Raw genomic sequence first — 14,903 nt, forward strand, 5'->3', positions numbered from 1 at the left:
CATTTGAAGAGAACGACGCATCCACCCCACATCCCACGGCATCGATAGCTCAGGGAGTATGGGTCCCCGCTTTCGCGGAGACGACGCGGAGAGAGAACAGCCGCGCTCATAGCTCAAAAACAAATCGGGCGCTGGGGATGTCGGCAACTCAACATCCACAACGCCCGTTTGCTTCCGAAGGTGCGATGGATGCCCGAAAAGGATTCCCGTCTTTTCGGATCGCACCGGCCGGGCCCTGAAGCCCGGTCGAAAATGAACTCTTTTTAGTTGTCGCGTTTTCTTAACGCGAACCGGCTCCCACTTCGCCTGAAAACGCTTTATTCGTCCTGCGGCTCCTCGCCGTCGGCATCGCGCTCGGGCGAGCCTGCCAGAATCTGCTCGGCGATCAGGCCGGAGTTCTGCCGGATCGAAGCCTCGATCTTGGCGGTGATCTCGGGGTTCGCCTTGAGGAACGCCTTGGAATTCTCGCGGCCCTGCCCGAGGCGCTGGCTGTCGTAGGAGAACCAGGCGCCGGACTTCTCGACGATGCCGGCCTTGACGCCGAGGTCGAGGATTTCGCCCATCTTCGAGACGCCCTCGCCGTACATGATGTCGAATTCGACCTGCTTGAACGGCGGCGCCAGCTTGTTCTTCACCACCTTGACCCGGGTCGAGTTGCCGACGACTTCGTCGCGCTCCTTGATCTGGCCGATGCGGCGGATATCGAGGCGCACCGAGGCGTAGAACTTCAGCGCATTGCCGCCGGTGGTGGTTTCCGGCGAGCCGTACATCACACCGATCTTCATGCGGATCTGGTTGATGAAGATCACCATGGTATGGGACTTGTTGATCGAGGCGGTCAGCTTGCGCAGCGCCTGGCTCATCAGTCGCGCCTGCAATCCCGGCAGCGCGTCGCCCATCTCACCCTCGAGTTCGGCGCGCGGCACCAGCGCCGCCACCGAGTCCACGATCAGCACATCGACCGCGCCCGAGCGCACCAGCGTGTCGGCGATTTCCAGCGCCTGCTCGCCGTGGTCCGGCTGCGAAATCAGGAGTTCATCGACATTGACCCCGAGCTTGCGGGCATAGACCGGATCGAGCGCGTGTTCGGCGTCGATGAAGGCGCAGATGCCGCCCTTCTTCTGGGCTTCTGCTACCGTATGCAGCGCGAGCGTAGTCTTGCCGGAGGATTCCGGCCCGTAGATCTCGACCACCCGCCCCTTCGGCAGACCGCCGACGCCGAGTGCGATATCCAGCCCAAGCGAGCCCGACGGAATGACCTCAATGTCCATGGAGCGGTCGTTCTTGCCGAGCTTCATCACGGAGCCCTTGCCGAACTGGCGCTCGATCTGGGAGAGCGCGGCCGACAGGGCCTTGGTCTTGTCCATGGACGATCCTTCAACGATACGCAGGGCGGCGGGGGCCATCTGATGCTCCTCTTATGTATGGGATTCGCCTGCCGGACAAACGGCTTCCCAGGGTCGGCGGACCGGAATCGGTGGTGATCCGATGGAAAAGAATGTACCCTTTTTGTTCCAAGTTCGCAATATGTTCTTTTCAGGGGCCGGGTACTGGCCTGTTTTAACCCCTGGTGGCCTGTTTTGATTATGGAAGCGGCCTCTAAAGAAACGATGTTCGCTATACGAACTTGGTTCCGTGACAGCCGCCTTCAGGCTGCCGGTAGGACCACATGAAATGGCAGGCCTAACAAAAGCTACGATCCGTCCCTCATGCCTGGACCAATTTAATCGCAAGCCAAAGGCGCGACCTTTGCCCGACACATGGATCGACAGCTTTATTCGTCGCCTGACACGGATTTTGAAAAGCATACAAACGACTGGGTGAGCAGGAGCCGATCCAACAATTCCCCCGCTTCCCGGCGCCGGGTTTTCCGGGCGTAGCCTCATCCAAAGATTGGACTCGATTCTCATCCAGCGCAGGAACTAGGATGGATCTCCCCTGGCAGGGTGATCGCAATGCCCGTGAAGGAGCACATCTGTCCCAAGTGCGGGAAGCCTTTGAAGTTGATGCTGCCGCCCGGTGGCGAAGGCCCGCGCACCTACCAGTGCATCCATTGCGATCGGCCAGACCCGATCAAATCGCCGCAGTTGAAGAAGCTGATTAAAGGGCTTTTGCACGAGCCCAAGAAGTAAGGCCCCTGGCTGGTCCAAAAAGCCGCCGCCTCCCGTCAAGGAAGCGGCGGCCAAGTCTGGGAGGAACGCCCGACAAGGGCACCCCAGCGGTATGAGCGCCGCTGAGGTTCAGGACGGCTCGCGTGAGCCGGCGTCTTCAAACCACGAATTGACGGCCGGGTCTGTGAAGATGGTCACAGTCCGCAACGTCGGCGATCAGGCCCGGGCGCCGAGCGTTGCAGACCCCCTCGCCGAGCCCGCTCTCCGCCGTTCCGTTGCTTCGCCGTTCAAGGTTTTTTGCAAGGCGCCGCAGGGCTGTAACCCGAAGTGATGAATGGAGCCGAACTTTTGCCACGGCTATGCTTTCTCCTGTGACAGTTTCTTGACAGGAGTGCCGACCATGAACCCGACCCAGATCGCTAAATCGGCGCACGACCAGTTCATGCAGGTGGTCCATCAAGAGCTGGAGGCGTTTGAAAAACGCGAGAAGGAGTTTCTGGCCAGGGAACGCCAGGAGCGCGCCGAAGAACTAAAACTTGCACAGCAGCAGGAAGCCGAGCGCCTTCACTAGATCCGCTGCGCGGGCATCAACATACGGCGGCTCAGGCGGTCTCTTTGTTAAAATCTTCTTCAACTCGCGCTTTGCGCGCCGCCGAGTTTTGAAAATCGCCTTGGCCTACTTCCAATGAGGTAGACGTGTTCTGATCTTTCCGATGCGATTTCTGATGCAGCGAAAAACAGAACCCGCTAGGCTTGTCTCATCACCGTCCGACTGTGGCATCACCGGTGACTGAGAGTTTTGCGCTCCCGCCTCGTCCACGCGGAGCTACCCATGAACTCGTTCGATCCTTCAATGTGTCCCGTCTGCGGGCAACGGATGACCTTGGTCTTCACGAACAGGCACAAACAGTACGTGTGCGACACCTGCGACGGCTTTGATCCGTTCAAATCGCCGAAGTGGGACCGGCTCGTGCACGCGGTGCGGCCGCCCGAGGGGAAGTAAGATTTCCGCATCACGCCTCAGGCGCCGGAACCATCGGCAGCGTCCGTCTTGGATGTCCCCGCTGGGTCGGACGGCTCGGCGTCCGTCTCGAGCAACCGGACCAGGTCTGCCATGCTGGTCGAATCCTGCGCCGGGGACGGAGTCTCCTCCCCCGCGGGCCATAGCCATCTCTGGATGAGCCGGATCAGGCTGAACATTCGTCCCCCGCTCGTCATATCTCAGCAAGACAAATGAGCCGCGGCTTTCGTTCCACCGCGATGCAAAAAATATGTCGCGGCCGGCCATCCTCGCCAAGGGATCATTTCGGCCAACCGCCGGTTGAACCGGTTTACGGAAACCGGCGGCTGCTTCGATAAGGCTGCCGCCATGGCTCACCCCTGACGAACAGGAGAGCGCCATCCATGGCCCGGACCAATTCAATCTCGATCGAAGAAAAGTGGCAAAAGATCGCGGACGACACGCGAAACCAGGCGAGCAAGATGCCGCCCTGCCAGAAGCGCGATGAGCTTTTGAAGAAGGCCAGTCAGCTCGACATCGCCGTCAACCTGAACAACTGGCTGTCAGCAGATCCGAAACCTCTGAAATAGCCACCAGCGCGGCATCACTTCGTGGCGGTCGATTTCGATTTTGCCGGCTTGGCCGCAGGCTCGCTGCGGACCGAGGCCCATGGGTCGTTGCTCGCCTTGGCGTCCGGGATCTTGGAACGGGCGGCCTTGGCCGCATCCTCATTGGCCTTGTTCCGCGCCTTTTCTTCCTCGGTGAGTTCCTTGGTCTCGTTGAGCCTGAAACCGGGAGTGAACTGGGCAAGCGCCGGGATAGAGACGGAAACCGTCATTGCTCCGATCAGCATCGCCACCCGAAACACGCGCATTGAAACTCTCCCCACCCCGGTCAATTTTTGAGGTTGTTCGTCTTTTGAGATTGTTATCGCCGCCCGACCGGCGACCGTGCACCGTTCTACTCCACCGTGAAACGATGGCCAAGACGGGGCGAGTACCCCGCAACGGCCGAAATCAGCCGGTTTCACGGTCATTTTATCCGTCCGCACGGCCGAGCCCTGCCGCGCGGCCCCTATCGTGAATCAATCCTGAATGCGACCGCGCCCGGCGCGAGGCATCGGTTTAAAGGCTGGCAACCGGCCACACCCTAGTGTCCGAATCCGAAGTTCGCTTGATTCTGCGGCACCGTCTGGAGCGAACTTCGGATTCGGGAGACACTAGGAAAATATAACTCTCGTGAGGTTTGGGTTCGCAAGTCCGCAATGGAGCGCGCCGTAGAAACGATGCGGACTTGCGAACCACCACACGAGTCTGGCGCCCATGATCCAGAGGCTCGCAGCCATGACAGAAGCACCACAGGTGGACAGGCGGTCGCAAGCGCGCCGCCGCGTGTTCAAGGGCGGCGTCATCACATTCGGCGGCGCGGGAATCGATTGCACGGTGCGCAACATCTCGGGCGGCGGCGCGGCGCTGGATGTCGCCAACGCGGCGGTCATTCCGCCGACGTTCCGGCTCGCGATCAAGGCGGACGATTTTTTCGCCCGGTGCCGTGTGGTCTGGAGCAACGGCAAACGTTTCGGCATTGCGTTCGACTGAACGCATCGGCCGCAAAGCCCGGAAGATGAGCTAGAACGAAACCCCGAGGCGAGGGCCATTCACCCATACGACGCGGCATTTCTTCTTGGAGCCGGCGTAGAGCAGTTCGAACCGCTGCGGCAGCGGCATACGAGGCGTCACCTCGAGACACGCTCCGCCCGCGGAATAGTCCACGACATTGCAGCCGATCACCGGAGATTTCGGATCGACGATGATCTTGGCAGCTCGGGAGAGACTTCCCGACGGCTTCACGCGGTTAAAGCGGCGCTCTTGAGGCATGCGAACATCCGTGAATGATTTTGCAGAGATTACAGTCAGGCCACCCCTTGCACTGGCGCCCGTCTCGCCGACGGTGAGGCCATCTTTTTCTTGGTGGTTTCCGGTTTCAGGAAAATCACGCCAATCTGGTCGCCATTCACGCGCACCATCTTGCAACGCCTGTAAGCCAGTCCCGTCGAGGACAGCAGCAGGAAGAATTCCTTCAGGTCCAGATTCCCGACGGAGCCGTCGACCTTCAGCAACGCGCCGCCCTCGGAAACGTCCAGCATCTTGCATGGGCGGCGCCAGGTGCCGTCTATTCCCATGATCTGAACATCGAAACCACGCTCGAAATCGATGCGCTGGCTCTTACGAAGTTCCTTGCTCATTGCGACCTCCTTCAGAGGCTGCTTGTGAAAATGTATTTCCAGAATTTCGGTTTACAAAAACTGTCGTCTTAAACGGCCGGCGCCGCAAAAACCGGACGCCGGTAGTGTCATAATAGTTCTACATTACGCGCAATTACTTAAACTTCCTTAAGCGTACGGCCCTTTTCAACCAAATGATACCGCCAGGCGTTATCGCCGCCATTATCCGCCCCCGCGTCATCGTTAACGATTGATGAAAAAAGCACCGCGCATTTAACCCGAACCCCACATCCGATTTTGATGTTTCCCGCATAGCGTCGAAGACCAGGGACGCACGACAAAACTGCGCGACGCCAAAAGCTGCGCGCTCAAAAAAAACGCGTGAACAGGGACTGGGACGTGGTCGAGATTGCCAACGCAGCACAAGCCGCCGCCGCGCGCCGCGCGGTGGGCTTTGCCCGCGAGCGAGCGGACGAAAGCGGCCGCTCCGTAGCCGGAGCATCGGCCGCACTGCCGCTGCTAGATACGATTTCCGCGGAAAGCTGGCGGCGCCTGAGCGACAACGCCATCGAGCCGAATGGCTACTACCTGCCCGAATGGGAACTGGCGGTGAATGCTTCCGCACAGGCGCGCACCAATGTCAGCGCCCTCACGGCGAGCGTCGATGCTATCGTGCCCAACGACGCGCCGCGCCTGATCGGCCTGCTGCCGGTGATTTCCGCATGGCGCGCCTACAACCTTCCCCTGCCCGCGCTTGTCAGCGCCGACCCTTACGGCACACTGGCAACGCCGCTGCTCGACCGCGACGGCGCGGACGAGGCTGCAGCAGACCTGATGCAGCAGGCACGCAACGCCGGCGCGCATGCGCTGATCCTGCGCGACATTCCGATCGACGGCGCCGCCATGATGGCGTTCACCCGCGCTCTCGCGAGCGATGGATTGAAGCCGCGCATCCTGCAAAGTCACGCCCGCGCCAGCCTCGACGCCACGCGCAATGCCGACGATCTGCTGCGCGACGCGCTCGGCCCGAAGAAACTCAAAGAACTCCGCCGCCAGCGCAACCGGCTCGCCGACCATGGCGAGGTCATCTTCACCATCGCGACCGCGCCGAGCGAAATCAAACGCGACCTTGGAATTTTCCTCACCCTCGAAGCCAGCGGTTGGAAAGCCAGGCGCGGCACAGCGCTGGCCCAGAACGAAGGCGACGCCGCGTTCGTCCGCCGCGCGGTGTTCGATGCGGCCGCGCGCGGCAGTTGCGAAATCGTGACACTGCATGCGGGTGAGACGCCGGTCGCGTCCGCCATCGTGTTGCGTCACCTCGACCGCGCCTTCTATTTCAAGCTCGGTGTCGACGAGAACTTCGCCAAATATTCGCCCGGCGTGCAACTGACGCTCGAACTGACGCGCCATATGTGCGCCGACCCGAGCATCGCGATGGTGGATTCCACCGCAATGCCCGGCCACCCCATGATTGATCCGATCTGGCGCGGACGTCTTGCCATCGGCGACGTCCTCATCCCGCTTAATCGCCGCGATCCGTTCGTGCCGGCTATCCGGCTCGGCCTTGCCTTGCGCACGCTCGTTCGCGAGCCCGCGCGCCGCCTCGTTCATTTCATCAGAAAATTCCGGGAGACACGCTCATGAACGTCGCCTCAAGCATTTCGCCGGTCATCACTGCGGATAATGAATCGCTGAAACGGGATTTTCCGCTCAAGCCGTTCGCGATCCGTCACAAGCTCTCGGGTCATCCGCTGCTGACGCTGCCGCGCATCGCGCAGCTCGCATCAAGCATGCCCCGCGACCTGATCGAGTACAATTCCGGCGACGCCGCGATCAGCCAAGACCCCGACAAGGTGAAGAGCGTCGACCTCGATCCGGTCGAAGTGGTCAACCGCATCCAGACCGCCGGCGCATGGATGGTGCTCAAGCGCATCGAGAAGACGCCTGAGTATCGCCAGCTTCTGGAAGACGCATTGACATCGGTCGCCCGCGCGCGCGGCTTCAAGAGCATCGAGGACGCGGGCTTTTCGCAGATCGAGGGCTTCCTGTTCGTGTCGTCGCCGAACTCCACGACGCCGTTCCACATGGACGCCGAGGACAACTTCTTCGTGCAGATCCATGGCGAGAAGATTTTCGCGGTCTACGACAACCGCGACGGCAAGATCGCCGACGATGCGCAGGTCGAGCACTCGACCGTGAAGCACCGCAACGTTCCGTTCCATGAGAGCTTCCGCCCGCGCGGCATCGAATTCAATCTCGACGCCGGCGACGGCTGCTACATCCCCTATCAGTGGCCGCACTGGGTGAAGACCGCAGGCTCCTACTCGATCTCCATGGCAATCACCTGGAAGACCGAGGAAGTGCGCCGCCTGAACGACCTGCATCGCTTCAACTCGATGCTGCGCAGCCTCGGCCTGCCGCAGGCGGCCCCAGGCAAGAACCCGGCGCTCGACGCTATGAAACTCGCCGTGTACCGAACTGCCGCTGCGATCATCGAGCCGCTGCGCGGCTCGGAGACCATGCGCCGCATCATCCGCCGCATCGCGCTCGGCAAGAACGCGAACTACTATCTGAAGAAGGCGTGAGCTAATCGCTCACGCGACCCCTTCGCTCCTCAGCGAACTCGGCGGCTGGCCCATGGCCTTGCGGAACGCCGCCGAGAACGCGCTCGAACTGCGATAGCCGTTGCGCTCCGCGACGCGCGAGATCGGCTCGCCGCTCACGATAGCCTCCAGCGCGTTGTGAAAGCGCACGCGCTGCCGCCAGGCGGCGAAGCTCAATCCCAGCTCGGCCTCGAACAGCCGCGCCAGCGTCCGCGTCGACGCGCCTGCGGTATCGACCCAACTGTCCAGGGTGAGGCGGCTTGCCGGATCGGCCAGCAGCGCGTTGCAAACCCGCAGCAGGCGCGGATCGCGCGGCATCGGGATCACCAGCGAGAGCCGTTTCGCCTTTGCGATCTCGCTCAGGATCAGCAGCGCCACCGCGCCGCCGCGCCCCTGCTCGTCATAGACCACCGGCTCCTCGATCAGCGCCAGCACCAGTTCGCGCAGCAGCGGCGAGACTTCGAGCACCGTCGGTGCGGACGGAAGATCGTCACGGGCATCGCGCGCGATGTAGAGCGTGCGCATTTCCACATGCCCGCGAATGCTGATCGCGTGCACCGTCCGCGCCGGAAGATACACCGCGCGATCCGGCGGTACGATCCACGCCTCGTCAGCCGTGAGCACCCGCATCACGCCCGTCACCGCATAAACGAGCTGGTCGCGCGCATGATGATGCGGCTCGATCTCGAAGCCGTCCTTGAAGCTCTTCGACATCGCCGCCAGCGGACGCGGCACGAACTGATAGTCGTTGGCGTCAGTGCTGCGGCGTGAACGGGGGGTCATGGCCGGTCGAAGTCCCGATGGCAGATTCTCGATGAAAATTGGCATGACCGCGCCATCCTGCCAAGGGTACTTTTTCGTCAGAGATTCTGTTTCGAGGCTCCCATGACGCGCGACCGCATCCATTTCCTGTTCCTGAACATCGGCCACTATCTGGATCATCTGTTCACGCTGATCTTCGCGACGGTGGCGGCGCTGGCGCTCTCGCGCGAATGGGGCCTCAGCTACAGCGAACTCCTGAAATATGCGACGCCGGGCTTCTTCGCGTTCGGGCTGTTCTCGCTGCCCGCCGGCTGGCTCGCGGACAAGTGGAGCCGCGAGGGCATGATCGTCGTTTTCTTCATCGGCATCGGCATTTCGTCGATCGCAACCGCATTCGCGCAGACGCCGCTTCAGGTTGGCATCGGTCTCTTCATCGTCGGCGTGTTCGCCGCGATCTATCATCCGGTCGGCCTCGCCATTGTCACCCAGAAATGGAAGAACACCGGCATGCGCCTCGCCGTGAACGGCGTGTGGGGCAATCTCGGCGTCGCCAGCGCCGCGCTCATTACCGGCTATTTCATCGATCACGGCGGCTGGCGCACCGCCTTCGTGGTGCCGGGCATCTTCTCCATCGTCATCGGCGTGCTCTATGCCGCGCACCAGTGGAGCGAAGTGTCCACTGCGCACCAGAAGGCGCCGGCAGCTGCTGCCGCCCCGCCTGCGCAATCCGCCGGCATGAAGGCGCTGCTGCTGCGCATCTCCGCCATCGTGTTTCTCACCACGGCTGTTTCCAGCCTGGTGTTTCAATCGACCACGTTCGCACTGCCGAAGATCTTCGACGAACGGCTGCAGGGCATCGCCACCGACATGACGCAATGGCTGTCGGCGAGCGGCGTGGCGGCGGCCAAGGGCGACATCGCCACCATGGTCGGCGCATTCACCTTCATCGTGTTCGCGGTGGCCTCATTGGCGCAGCTCGTGGTCGGCAGCCTGCTCGACAGGCTCGGGCCGCGCACGGTTTTCATGATCGTCGCCGCGATCCAGATCGTGTTTTTCGCGGTGATGCCCGGCCTGCACGACGCATGGGCGCTGGCGGCGGCGTTCGGCTTCATGCTCGGCGCGTTCGGCCAGATTCCGATCAACGACTTCATGATCGGCAAGATGGCGAGCGGCGAAGCCCGCGCGCGGATCTACGGCGTGCGCTATGTCGTCAGCTTCACGGTGCTTGCGCTGGCGCTGCCGATGATCTCATTCGTCTACGGCAATTACGGCTTCGACACGCTGTTCCGGCTGATGGCCAGCGCGGCGGCGGTCATCTTCGTTGCGGTGGCATGTCTGCCGGCGAAGCTGCCGACGCCGGTTGCGGCGGCGGCGTAACCACGCTCACTTCGTCATTCCGGGGCGCAAGCGCAGCTTGCGAGCCCGGAATCCACGACAAGGGATGAGATATGGATTCCGGGCTTGCGCCCAAGGGGCGCATCCCGGAATGACGGCATTATCGGAACCGTTCACGCCGCCTGATTGATCTCCGCCGAGACCTGACGGATCGCACGGGCGAGCTGATCCGCAGGCTGCGCGCCGGAGACCGCGTACTTCTGCGCGAACACGAATGTCGGTACGCCGGAAATGCCCTTCTCCGAGGCTTCCTGCGCCTGACCTGAAATGCGGTCCACGTCCTCGTCGGTGGCAAGGCGCTTGCGCACGCTGTCCGCGTCCAGACCGACGTCAGCCGCCGCCTGCACCAGCACATCGGTATCGGTGAGATCCCCGCCGTCGCGGAAATAAAGCTCCATCAGGCGCTGCTTCATCTGCGCCGCCTTGCCCTCCGCCGCGGCCCAGTGGATCAGGCGATGGGAATCGATGGTGTTGGGCTGGCGCTTCACGCGGTCCGAATTGTATTCGAGCCCCTCCTCCGCAGCCGCCGCGACCACGCGGCCCGCGATGCCTTTGTAGGCCTCGGGAGACCCGAACTTGGCGGTGAGGTATTCGTCGCGCGAGATGCCTTCGCGCGGCACCCACGGATTGAGGAAGAACGGCCGCCAGTTCACCTCGACTGGAACATCCGGCACCAGCGCCAGCGCATCTTCAATCCGCTTCTTGCCGATGTAACACCACGGGCACACCACGTCGGACACGATATCGATCTTCAACGGCTTCAAAGTGCTCATGATGGAATCCTCGGGGGCTATTCCTCGGCCTAATGTGACCGGAAGATAAGCCATTGAGGCCATGAGACAAGGCGCGACGGCCGTTACTGCGCCTGCGGAATCGCCTTGGCCTGCTTGACGTAGGCTGCGATTGCCGCAAATCCCTCGGCCTTCGGCATGCCGTCAAGAACGTCGCCGGGCGTGCACCAGGGATACGGCAAGCGCGACAGCCAGTTCATTGTCGCCGCGAGTTCGGCGGCCGGGAACATGTTCATCACATCGATGGTGATGACGAGTTTCTCAACCAGACCGTCCCAACCGAACGTCCAGTCGTAACGCCCGGCACCAACCCGGACCTTGCCGTCGCTCTTGGCGGACATCCCGACCAGCCAGTGACATGAAAAGTTGCGGCGGTCGGCGTCCGACGGACGCGAGAGGCAAACCGTGTAGACGTTTTCGTAGTCGATGCCGAAACGATGGACCAGCACGTCCGCGATGGCCTTCACGCCCCTTGCCGTGCTCGGAAACGAAATGGCGTCGGTCTTCACCACCATTTCAAGCTCGGCATTCGCGTCGAAGGCCCGCTGCATCAGGAACGGCCGGTTGCCGTCCTTGGCCAGAATGTAGGTCTCAACGGCGTCAGCGGGGCTTATCATCATGTCCATCGATCCATGCGTTTTTTGCGCTTGTAGGCGATGAACGAGAGAACCTGCAATCACCGCGGCTGCATTGCCCTCATGAACGCAGCGGTCTTCTCATCTGCCGGAAAGAAGGTCTCGAGCGCCAGCTCCGACAGGGTGACGTCCACCGGCGTGCCGAAAATCATGGTGGTGGAGATGAAGCTCAGCACCTCGTTGCCGAACCGCATCTGGAAAGGGATCGCCACGGAATCGGCGAGGCTCGAGCGCACCCCGCCCCGCGCCGGGATCGGGTAGGTTTTCAGCTCGTCATAAAGCGCGACCAGCACCGGATCGGCGGTGGCCTCGCACTGGCGATGCAGCCGCTCCAGCAGATGCCCGCACCATTCCGCAAGATTGACCGTGAGCGGCGCGAGGCCCTGCGGATGGAAGCTGAGGCGCAGGACGTTGAGCGGCGGCTCCAGCAGCGACGGCGCGACGCCGGCAAGGAACGGCGCGATCATGGCGTTGGCCGACACCAGATTCCAGTGCCGGTCGACGGCCAGCGCCGGATACGGCTCGTGGGCTTTGAGGACAAGCTCCATCGCCTGACGCGCGGCGGCGAGCGCAGGATCGTCGAGCGAGCGCGTGGGGAACGCCGGCGCGAATCCAGCCGCGACCAGCAGCACGTTGCGCTCGCGCAGCGGCACGTCGAGCCGCTCGGCAAGCCGCAGCACCATGTCGCGCGACGGCGCGGCGCGCCCGGTCTCGACGAAACTCAAGTGCCGCGCGGAAATCTCGGCATGGCCTGCAAGATCGAGCTGGCTGAGATGGCGGCGCTGCCGCCATTCGCGCAGGTGCTCACCGAAGTGATTGGGCGGAGTCTTCACCAAAGACTTGGCGGACGATTTGACGGCGCGGCGCGCCGAAGATGGTGCGTTCATCATGGTGAAAAACCTACCATGCAGAATTCACGCGTTCCATTACCTGCAAGGTAATCGATTTGGTCCCCTCGCCGGATCATCTTCCGCATCACAGGAGATGACCGATGACCACGCGAACGACATCACAACCACAGCCCGCCGCTCAGCAGCCGCCCTCGGCGAAGGCCGACCGGACCGCAGGGCCCGACACTTCCATCATCGCGACAAGCCCGCTGGGCTGGATCGCCAAACTCGCCAAGCGCCTGCTCGCGCACTCGCTCAACATGCCAGAGCCGCTGCTGCACGACACCGGCGTGTTCGTGTTTGCCCATGTGCAGGCCGCCGAAGACCGGGCGCTGAAGACGCTCTGCCCGCTCACCCTGCTGCGTCAATACCTCGCCCGCCGCCGCAAGTTCTGACCCAACCCACCCGTCAACCCCAAAGGAGAACTGACATGATCAATGCGTCCCCCTTCCTTCGCCGCGCCCTTCAGATCGATGCCATCTTCAGCGGCGCAGCCGCGCTGATGCTGATATTCGGCGCAGGTTTCTTCACCGCGCTGCTGAATCTGCCCGAAGCCTTTCTGCGTAACGCTGGCCTCGTGCTGGTGCCTTTCGCTTTGGGCGTCGGTTACCTCGCCTCGCGCGACGTGGTGTCAAAGACTGCCGTATGGGCCGTGATCGTCATCAACGCGATCTGGACCATCGACAGCATCGCATTGCTCGCCAGCGGCTGGGTCTCGCCCAATCTTCTCGGACAGGCCTTTATCGTGATGCAGGCGATCGCCGTCGGCGTGTTCGCGGAACTGGAATTCATCGGGCTGCGTAAGAGCGAAGGTACCGTGACCGCACGCTGACTGTCATGATTTCAAAACAAATGCCGGGCCGGGCATCCCGTCCGCCCGGCATTTTCATGTCGCCTCATGATTTCCGGATTCGATCCAAGTTTAACGATCTCCCTTCCGGCCATTTAATTCAAAACGGCTAGCTTTGATCCCTGTCGTTGATGGGAGACGAAGATGTCGGTTATCGAAGCGGAATTTGGAACGACCACCGAAGACACGTTCGATCACCGCCTGCCGCTCGTTCTGCTGCGCGAGCGCCGCCGCGAACTGGTGATGCAGATGGGCTCCGGCGCGCCTGCCCTATCAAAGGCCCTGATTCAGGAAATCGCGGCGATTCAGCAGACCATCAAGGCCGTGGAAGCCGTCATCGCCGAATAGCGCGCGCGGCATTCATCCACAGGCGAGCATGGCCGCGCCCTTGCCCGGAGCAGTCCGGGCAGGCTTCAGTCCCCCCACCGCAATCGTGCGGAGCATCTCTCCGGGGGACTTGTCATGAATCTCAGCGCACCGACGTTTCCGATCTTTCTGATCTCGGTCATTCTCGCCGTGCTGGCCGCACTCGTCGCCTATGCCGGCGTCAAGATTCCGCTGGTCAGCGGTCACGCCTTCGCCACGCTCGGCATCGGCTACATCCTGTTGCTGGCAGGAAATCTATTCAGAGGTCTGTGAGCGCGGATGTCGGGGCGGCGGTTGCGCGCCGCCGCCGGATGATCAGGTCGACGAAGCCCGGCTCGCACGATCCGGGCTTTGCGCCTGCACGATCTGCGAGAGCGGCCTGGTCCGCGCCGACTTGGTCTTGGTCGGCTTGCCGGTGCCGCGCGCATGCGGATTGGCCTTTGCGCCCGTCCTGGCGCCGCCGACCACGGTCTTGCGCTTCGGCGCGGCCTTGGATTTCAGGGATTTGGACTTCGCCGCCTTGACCACTTTCTTCAAGGACTTGTCGGCCTTCTTGCCGGTCTTCAGCGCCTCTTTGGCGGCCTTCTTCTCGGCCTTCAGCTTCAGCCGCAGTTTCTCGGCGCGAGCTTCGGCGCGTTTCTTCGCCCGCTTCTTCTCGCAGTGGTCGCACTTGCAGCCGATCGGCTTCAGGAAAATCTTGAAGTAGTCGGTGCCGTAATCGTAGTTGATTTCCTCGCCCGGCTGGATGGTCTTGATGGCGCGGATCACGACCTTGCGCTTGCGCGAGTTGACGTCGGACTCGGCGTTCGGCCGGCAGGCGTGATTGATGTAGCGGGCGATGTTCTTGCGGACCGAGCCGTCGATGGTCCAGCGATTGTTGATTTCAAACAGATACTTGTTGTCGATGTCGTCGTGCTTCTTGTTCTTCGAATCAAGCATCGGCCCGAAGTAGCGGATGATCTTGGTGCCCTTCTTGATCTTCTGCGTGGCGAAGAGACCGAGGCCGGTCTTGGAGCGGCCGATGCGATAGGGCTTATTCGAGGATATTTCGGGCATGGCTCACTGCAAAACCAACGAGGACACAAGGCGCGTTAGCGGTGTTCTAATGCGATTCCGCACAACATGACATGATTTTCGCGTCAAGCCCAAGAACGATCCACACGCCTGACGCTGCCAATGGCGATGTGTGACAACAGCGCCTGGCAAAACGGGTTCCAGTTCGCGCCGGGCACATTTCACAGCGTTTTCATGATGACGGTGATACCGCGCGCGCCTT

Annotated in this window: 21 protein-coding genes; 12 read left to right on the top strand and 9 right to left on the bottom strand. The window is 61.9% G+C overall.

Translation table 11 applies throughout. The annotated features are described in order from the left end of the window. Positions 1 to 317: 317 nt before the first annotated feature. Complete coding sequence (gene recA, locus AC1RM7_RS06890) at positions 318 to 1,406, bottom strand: recombinase RecA (protein ID WP_006021366.1); 1,089 nt, start codon at positions 1,404 to 1,406, stop codon at positions 318 to 320. A 549-nt stretch (positions 1,407 to 1,955) separates the two neighbouring features. On the opposite strand from recA, the gene AC1RM7_RS06895 reads away from it, so the two are divergent. The 4 genes from AC1RM7_RS06895 (at position 1,956) to AC1RM7_RS06910 (ending at position 3,701) form a co-directional block, all read left to right on the top strand. Then, positions 1,956 to 2,132: a zinc ribbon domain-containing protein gene (locus tag AC1RM7_RS06895; RefSeq protein ID WP_160166480.1), complete on the top strand. Its 177-nt coding sequence runs from the start codon at positions 1,956 to 1,958 to the stop codon at positions 2,130 to 2,132. 379 nt (positions 2,133 to 2,511) lie between these two features. Continuing rightward, the gene (locus tag AC1RM7_RS06900) at positions 2,512 to 2,682 is read left to right on the top strand and encodes a hypothetical protein (protein ID WP_162832187.1); all 171 of its coding nucleotides are present in this window, start codon (positions 2,512 to 2,514) and stop codon (positions 2,680 to 2,682) included. Between the two features lie 261 nt (positions 2,683 to 2,943). Beyond that, positions 2,944 to 3,114, top strand: coding sequence for a hypothetical protein (locus AC1RM7_RS06905; RefSeq protein ID WP_006021369.1), 171 nt, complete (start codon positions 2,944 to 2,946; stop codon positions 3,112 to 3,114). 401 nt (positions 3,115 to 3,515) lie between these two features. Further along, the gene (locus tag AC1RM7_RS06910; protein WP_006021371.1) at positions 3,516 to 3,701 is read left to right on the top strand and encodes a hypothetical protein; all 186 of its coding nucleotides are present in this window, start codon (positions 3,516 to 3,518) and stop codon (positions 3,699 to 3,701) included. Between the two features lie 14 nt (positions 3,702 to 3,715). Here AC1RM7_RS06910 and AC1RM7_RS06915 read toward each other — a convergent pair whose 3' ends face one another. Continuing rightward, positions 3,716 to 3,985, bottom strand: coding sequence for a hypothetical protein (locus tag AC1RM7_RS06915; RefSeq protein WP_024918975.1), 270 nt, complete (start codon positions 3,983 to 3,985; stop codon positions 3,716 to 3,718). A gap of 469 nt (positions 3,986 to 4,454) precedes the next feature. Between AC1RM7_RS06915 and AC1RM7_RS06920 the strand changes: the two genes are divergently transcribed. Beyond that, a complete protein-coding gene (locus tag AC1RM7_RS06920) occupies positions 4,455 to 4,709 on the top strand; it encodes a PilZ domain-containing protein (protein ID WP_034459147.1) in 255 nt (84 codons plus the stop codon). 30 nt (positions 4,710 to 4,739) lie between these two features. Here AC1RM7_RS06920 and AC1RM7_RS06925 read toward each other — a convergent pair whose 3' ends face one another. Beyond that, the gene (locus AC1RM7_RS06925; RefSeq protein WP_024918973.1) at positions 4,740 to 4,988 is read right to left on the bottom strand and encodes a PilZ domain-containing protein; all 249 of its coding nucleotides are present in this window, start codon (positions 4,986 to 4,988) and stop codon (positions 4,740 to 4,742) included. A gap of 35 nt (positions 4,989 to 5,023) precedes the next feature. Continuing rightward, complete coding sequence (locus AC1RM7_RS06930; protein WP_006021375.1) at positions 5,024 to 5,356, bottom strand: PilZ domain-containing protein; 333 nt, start codon at positions 5,354 to 5,356, stop codon at positions 5,024 to 5,026. 378 nt (positions 5,357 to 5,734) lie between these two features. On the opposite strand from AC1RM7_RS06930, the gene AC1RM7_RS06935 reads away from it, so the two are divergent. Then, positions 5,735 to 6,979, top strand: a complete 1,245-nt coding sequence (locus tag AC1RM7_RS06935; RefSeq protein WP_024918972.1) for a GNAT family N-acetyltransferase — start codon at positions 5,735 to 5,737, stop codon at positions 6,977 to 6,979. Then, complete coding sequence (locus AC1RM7_RS06940; protein WP_024918971.1) at positions 6,976 to 7,920, top strand: cupin-like domain-containing protein; 945 nt, start codon at positions 6,976 to 6,978, stop codon at positions 7,918 to 7,920. Before AC1RM7_RS06935 ends, AC1RM7_RS06940 begins: the two co-directional genes overlap by 4 nt. Positions 7,921 to 7,929: 9 nt before the next feature. Here AC1RM7_RS06940 and AC1RM7_RS06945 read toward each other — a convergent pair whose 3' ends face one another. After that, positions 7,930 to 8,721, bottom strand: a complete 792-nt coding sequence (locus AC1RM7_RS06945; RefSeq protein WP_034459149.1) for an AraC family transcriptional regulator — start codon at positions 8,719 to 8,721, stop codon at positions 7,930 to 7,932. Positions 8,722 to 8,823: 102 nt separating this feature from the next. Here AC1RM7_RS06945 and AC1RM7_RS06950 point away from each other — a divergent pair, with 102 nt between their 5' ends. Continuing rightward, complete coding sequence (locus AC1RM7_RS06950; protein WP_024918969.1) at positions 8,824 to 10,077, top strand: MFS transporter; 1,254 nt, start codon at positions 8,824 to 8,826, stop codon at positions 10,075 to 10,077. A 131-nt stretch (positions 10,078 to 10,208) separates the two neighbouring features. Here AC1RM7_RS06950 and AC1RM7_RS06955 read toward each other — a convergent pair whose 3' ends face one another. The 3 genes from AC1RM7_RS06955 to AC1RM7_RS06965 all read right to left on the bottom strand — a co-directional run bounded on the left by AC1RM7_RS06955 (position 10,209) and on the right by AC1RM7_RS06965 (position 12,408). After that, positions 10,209 to 10,868, bottom strand: coding sequence for a DsbA family oxidoreductase (locus AC1RM7_RS06955; protein ID WP_006021380.1), 660 nt, complete (start codon positions 10,866 to 10,868; stop codon positions 10,209 to 10,211). An 83-nt stretch (positions 10,869 to 10,951) separates the two neighbouring features. Continuing rightward, positions 10,952 to 11,506 carry a hypothetical protein gene (locus tag AC1RM7_RS06960; protein ID WP_192824446.1) on the bottom strand — a complete coding sequence of 185 codons (555 nt, stop codon included), beginning with the start codon at positions 11,504 to 11,506 and terminating at the stop codon, positions 10,952 to 10,954. 56 nt (positions 11,507 to 11,562) lie between these two features. After that, on the bottom strand, positions 11,563 to 12,408 hold the full coding sequence (locus tag AC1RM7_RS06965) for a helix-turn-helix domain-containing protein (RefSeq protein ID WP_024918967.1): 846 nt from the start codon (positions 12,406 to 12,408) through the stop codon (positions 11,563 to 11,565). Positions 12,409 to 12,512: 104 nt separating this feature from the next. Between AC1RM7_RS06965 and AC1RM7_RS06970 the strand changes: the two genes are divergently transcribed. From AC1RM7_RS06970 to AC1RM7_RS06985, 4 genes are all read left to right on the top strand, one after another. Continuing rightward, entirely contained in the window at positions 12,513 to 12,806 is a 294-nt protein-coding gene (locus AC1RM7_RS06970; protein WP_024918966.1) for a hypothetical protein, read from the top strand. A gap of 35 nt (positions 12,807 to 12,841) precedes the next feature. After that, positions 12,842 to 13,243 (top strand): hypothetical protein, encoded by a 402-nt coding sequence (locus AC1RM7_RS06975; protein ID WP_024918965.1) that lies wholly within the window; start codon positions 12,842 to 12,844, stop codon positions 13,241 to 13,243. A gap of 162 nt (positions 13,244 to 13,405) precedes the next feature. Then, entirely contained in the window at positions 13,406 to 13,609 is a 204-nt protein-coding gene (locus tag AC1RM7_RS06980; RefSeq protein WP_024918964.1) for a hypothetical protein, read from the top strand. A 114-nt stretch (positions 13,610 to 13,723) separates the two neighbouring features. Then, the gene (locus AC1RM7_RS06985; protein ID WP_006021386.1) at positions 13,724 to 13,900 is read left to right on the top strand and encodes a hypothetical protein; all 177 of its coding nucleotides are present in this window, start codon (positions 13,724 to 13,726) and stop codon (positions 13,898 to 13,900) included. A 42-nt stretch (positions 13,901 to 13,942) separates the two neighbouring features. On the opposite strand, the gene AC1RM7_RS06990 is transcribed toward AC1RM7_RS06985, so the two are convergent. Next, the gene (locus AC1RM7_RS06990) at positions 13,943 to 14,683 is read right to left on the bottom strand and encodes an SET domain-containing protein (RefSeq protein ID WP_006021387.1); all 741 of its coding nucleotides are present in this window, start codon (positions 14,681 to 14,683) and stop codon (positions 13,943 to 13,945) included. Between the last annotated feature and the right edge of the window lie 220 nt (positions 14,684 to 14,903).

The sequence above is a fragment of the Afipia sp. GW822-FHT03D08 genome (assembly GCF_058801645.1).

Bases quoted from the DNA above. Each gene is read 5' to 3' on its own strand.
- recA (WP_006021366.1), bottom strand. From the start codon at position 1,406: ATGGCCCCCGCCGCCCTGCGTATCGTTGAAGGATCGTCCATGGACAAG.
- AC1RM7_RS06895 (WP_160166480.1), top strand. From the start codon at position 1,956: ATGCCCGTGAAGGAGCACATCTGTCCCAAGTGCGGGAAGCCTTTGAAG.
- AC1RM7_RS06900 (WP_162832187.1), top strand. From the start codon at position 2,512: ATGAACCCGACCCAGATCGCTAAATCGGCGCACGACCAGTTCATGCAG.
- AC1RM7_RS06905 (WP_006021369.1), top strand. From the start codon at position 2,944: ATGAACTCGTTCGATCCTTCAATGTGTCCCGTCTGCGGGCAACGGATG.
- AC1RM7_RS06910 (WP_006021371.1), top strand. From the start codon at position 3,516: ATGGCCCGGACCAATTCAATCTCGATCGAAGAAAAGTGGCAAAAGATC.
- AC1RM7_RS06915 (WP_024918975.1), bottom strand. From the start codon at position 3,985: ATGCGCGTGTTTCGGGTGGCGATGCTGATCGGAGCAATGACGGTTTCC.
- AC1RM7_RS06920 (WP_034459147.1), top strand. From the start codon at position 4,455: ATGACAGAAGCACCACAGGTGGACAGGCGGTCGCAAGCGCGCCGCCGC.
- AC1RM7_RS06925 (WP_024918973.1), bottom strand. From the start codon at position 4,988: ATGCCTCAAGAGCGCCGCTTTAACCGCGTGAAGCCGTCGGGAAGTCTC.
- AC1RM7_RS06930 (WP_006021375.1), bottom strand. From the start codon at position 5,356: ATGAGCAAGGAACTTCGTAAGAGCCAGCGCATCGATTTCGAGCGTGGT.
- AC1RM7_RS06940 (WP_024918971.1), top strand. From the start codon at position 6,976: ATGAACGTCGCCTCAAGCATTTCGCCGGTCATCACTGCGGATAATGAA.
- AC1RM7_RS06945 (WP_034459149.1), bottom strand. From the start codon at position 8,721: ATGACCCCCCGTTCACGCCGCAGCACTGACGCCAACGACTATCAGTTC.
- AC1RM7_RS06950 (WP_024918969.1), top strand. From the start codon at position 8,824: ATGACGCGCGACCGCATCCATTTCCTGTTCCTGAACATCGGCCACTAT.
- AC1RM7_RS06955 (WP_006021380.1), bottom strand. From the start codon at position 10,868: ATGAGCACTTTGAAGCCGTTGAAGATCGATATCGTGTCCGACGTGGTG.
- AC1RM7_RS06960 (WP_192824446.1), bottom strand. From the start codon at position 11,506: ATGATGATAAGCCCCGCTGACGCCGTTGAGACCTACATTCTGGCCAAG.
- AC1RM7_RS06965 (WP_024918967.1), bottom strand. From the start codon at position 12,408: ATGAACGCACCATCTTCGGCGCGCCGCGCCGTCAAATCGTCCGCCAAG.
- AC1RM7_RS06970 (WP_024918966.1), top strand. From the start codon at position 12,513: ATGACCACGCGAACGACATCACAACCACAGCCCGCCGCTCAGCAGCCG.
- AC1RM7_RS06975 (WP_024918965.1), top strand. From the start codon at position 12,842: ATGATCAATGCGTCCCCCTTCCTTCGCCGCGCCCTTCAGATCGATGCC.
- AC1RM7_RS06980 (WP_024918964.1), top strand. From the start codon at position 13,406: ATGTCGGTTATCGAAGCGGAATTTGGAACGACCACCGAAGACACGTTC.
- AC1RM7_RS06985 (WP_006021386.1), top strand. From the start codon at position 13,724: ATGAATCTCAGCGCACCGACGTTTCCGATCTTTCTGATCTCGGTCATT.
- AC1RM7_RS06990 (WP_006021387.1), bottom strand. From the start codon at position 14,683: ATGCCCGAAATATCCTCGAATAAGCCCTATCGCATCGGCCGCTCCAAG.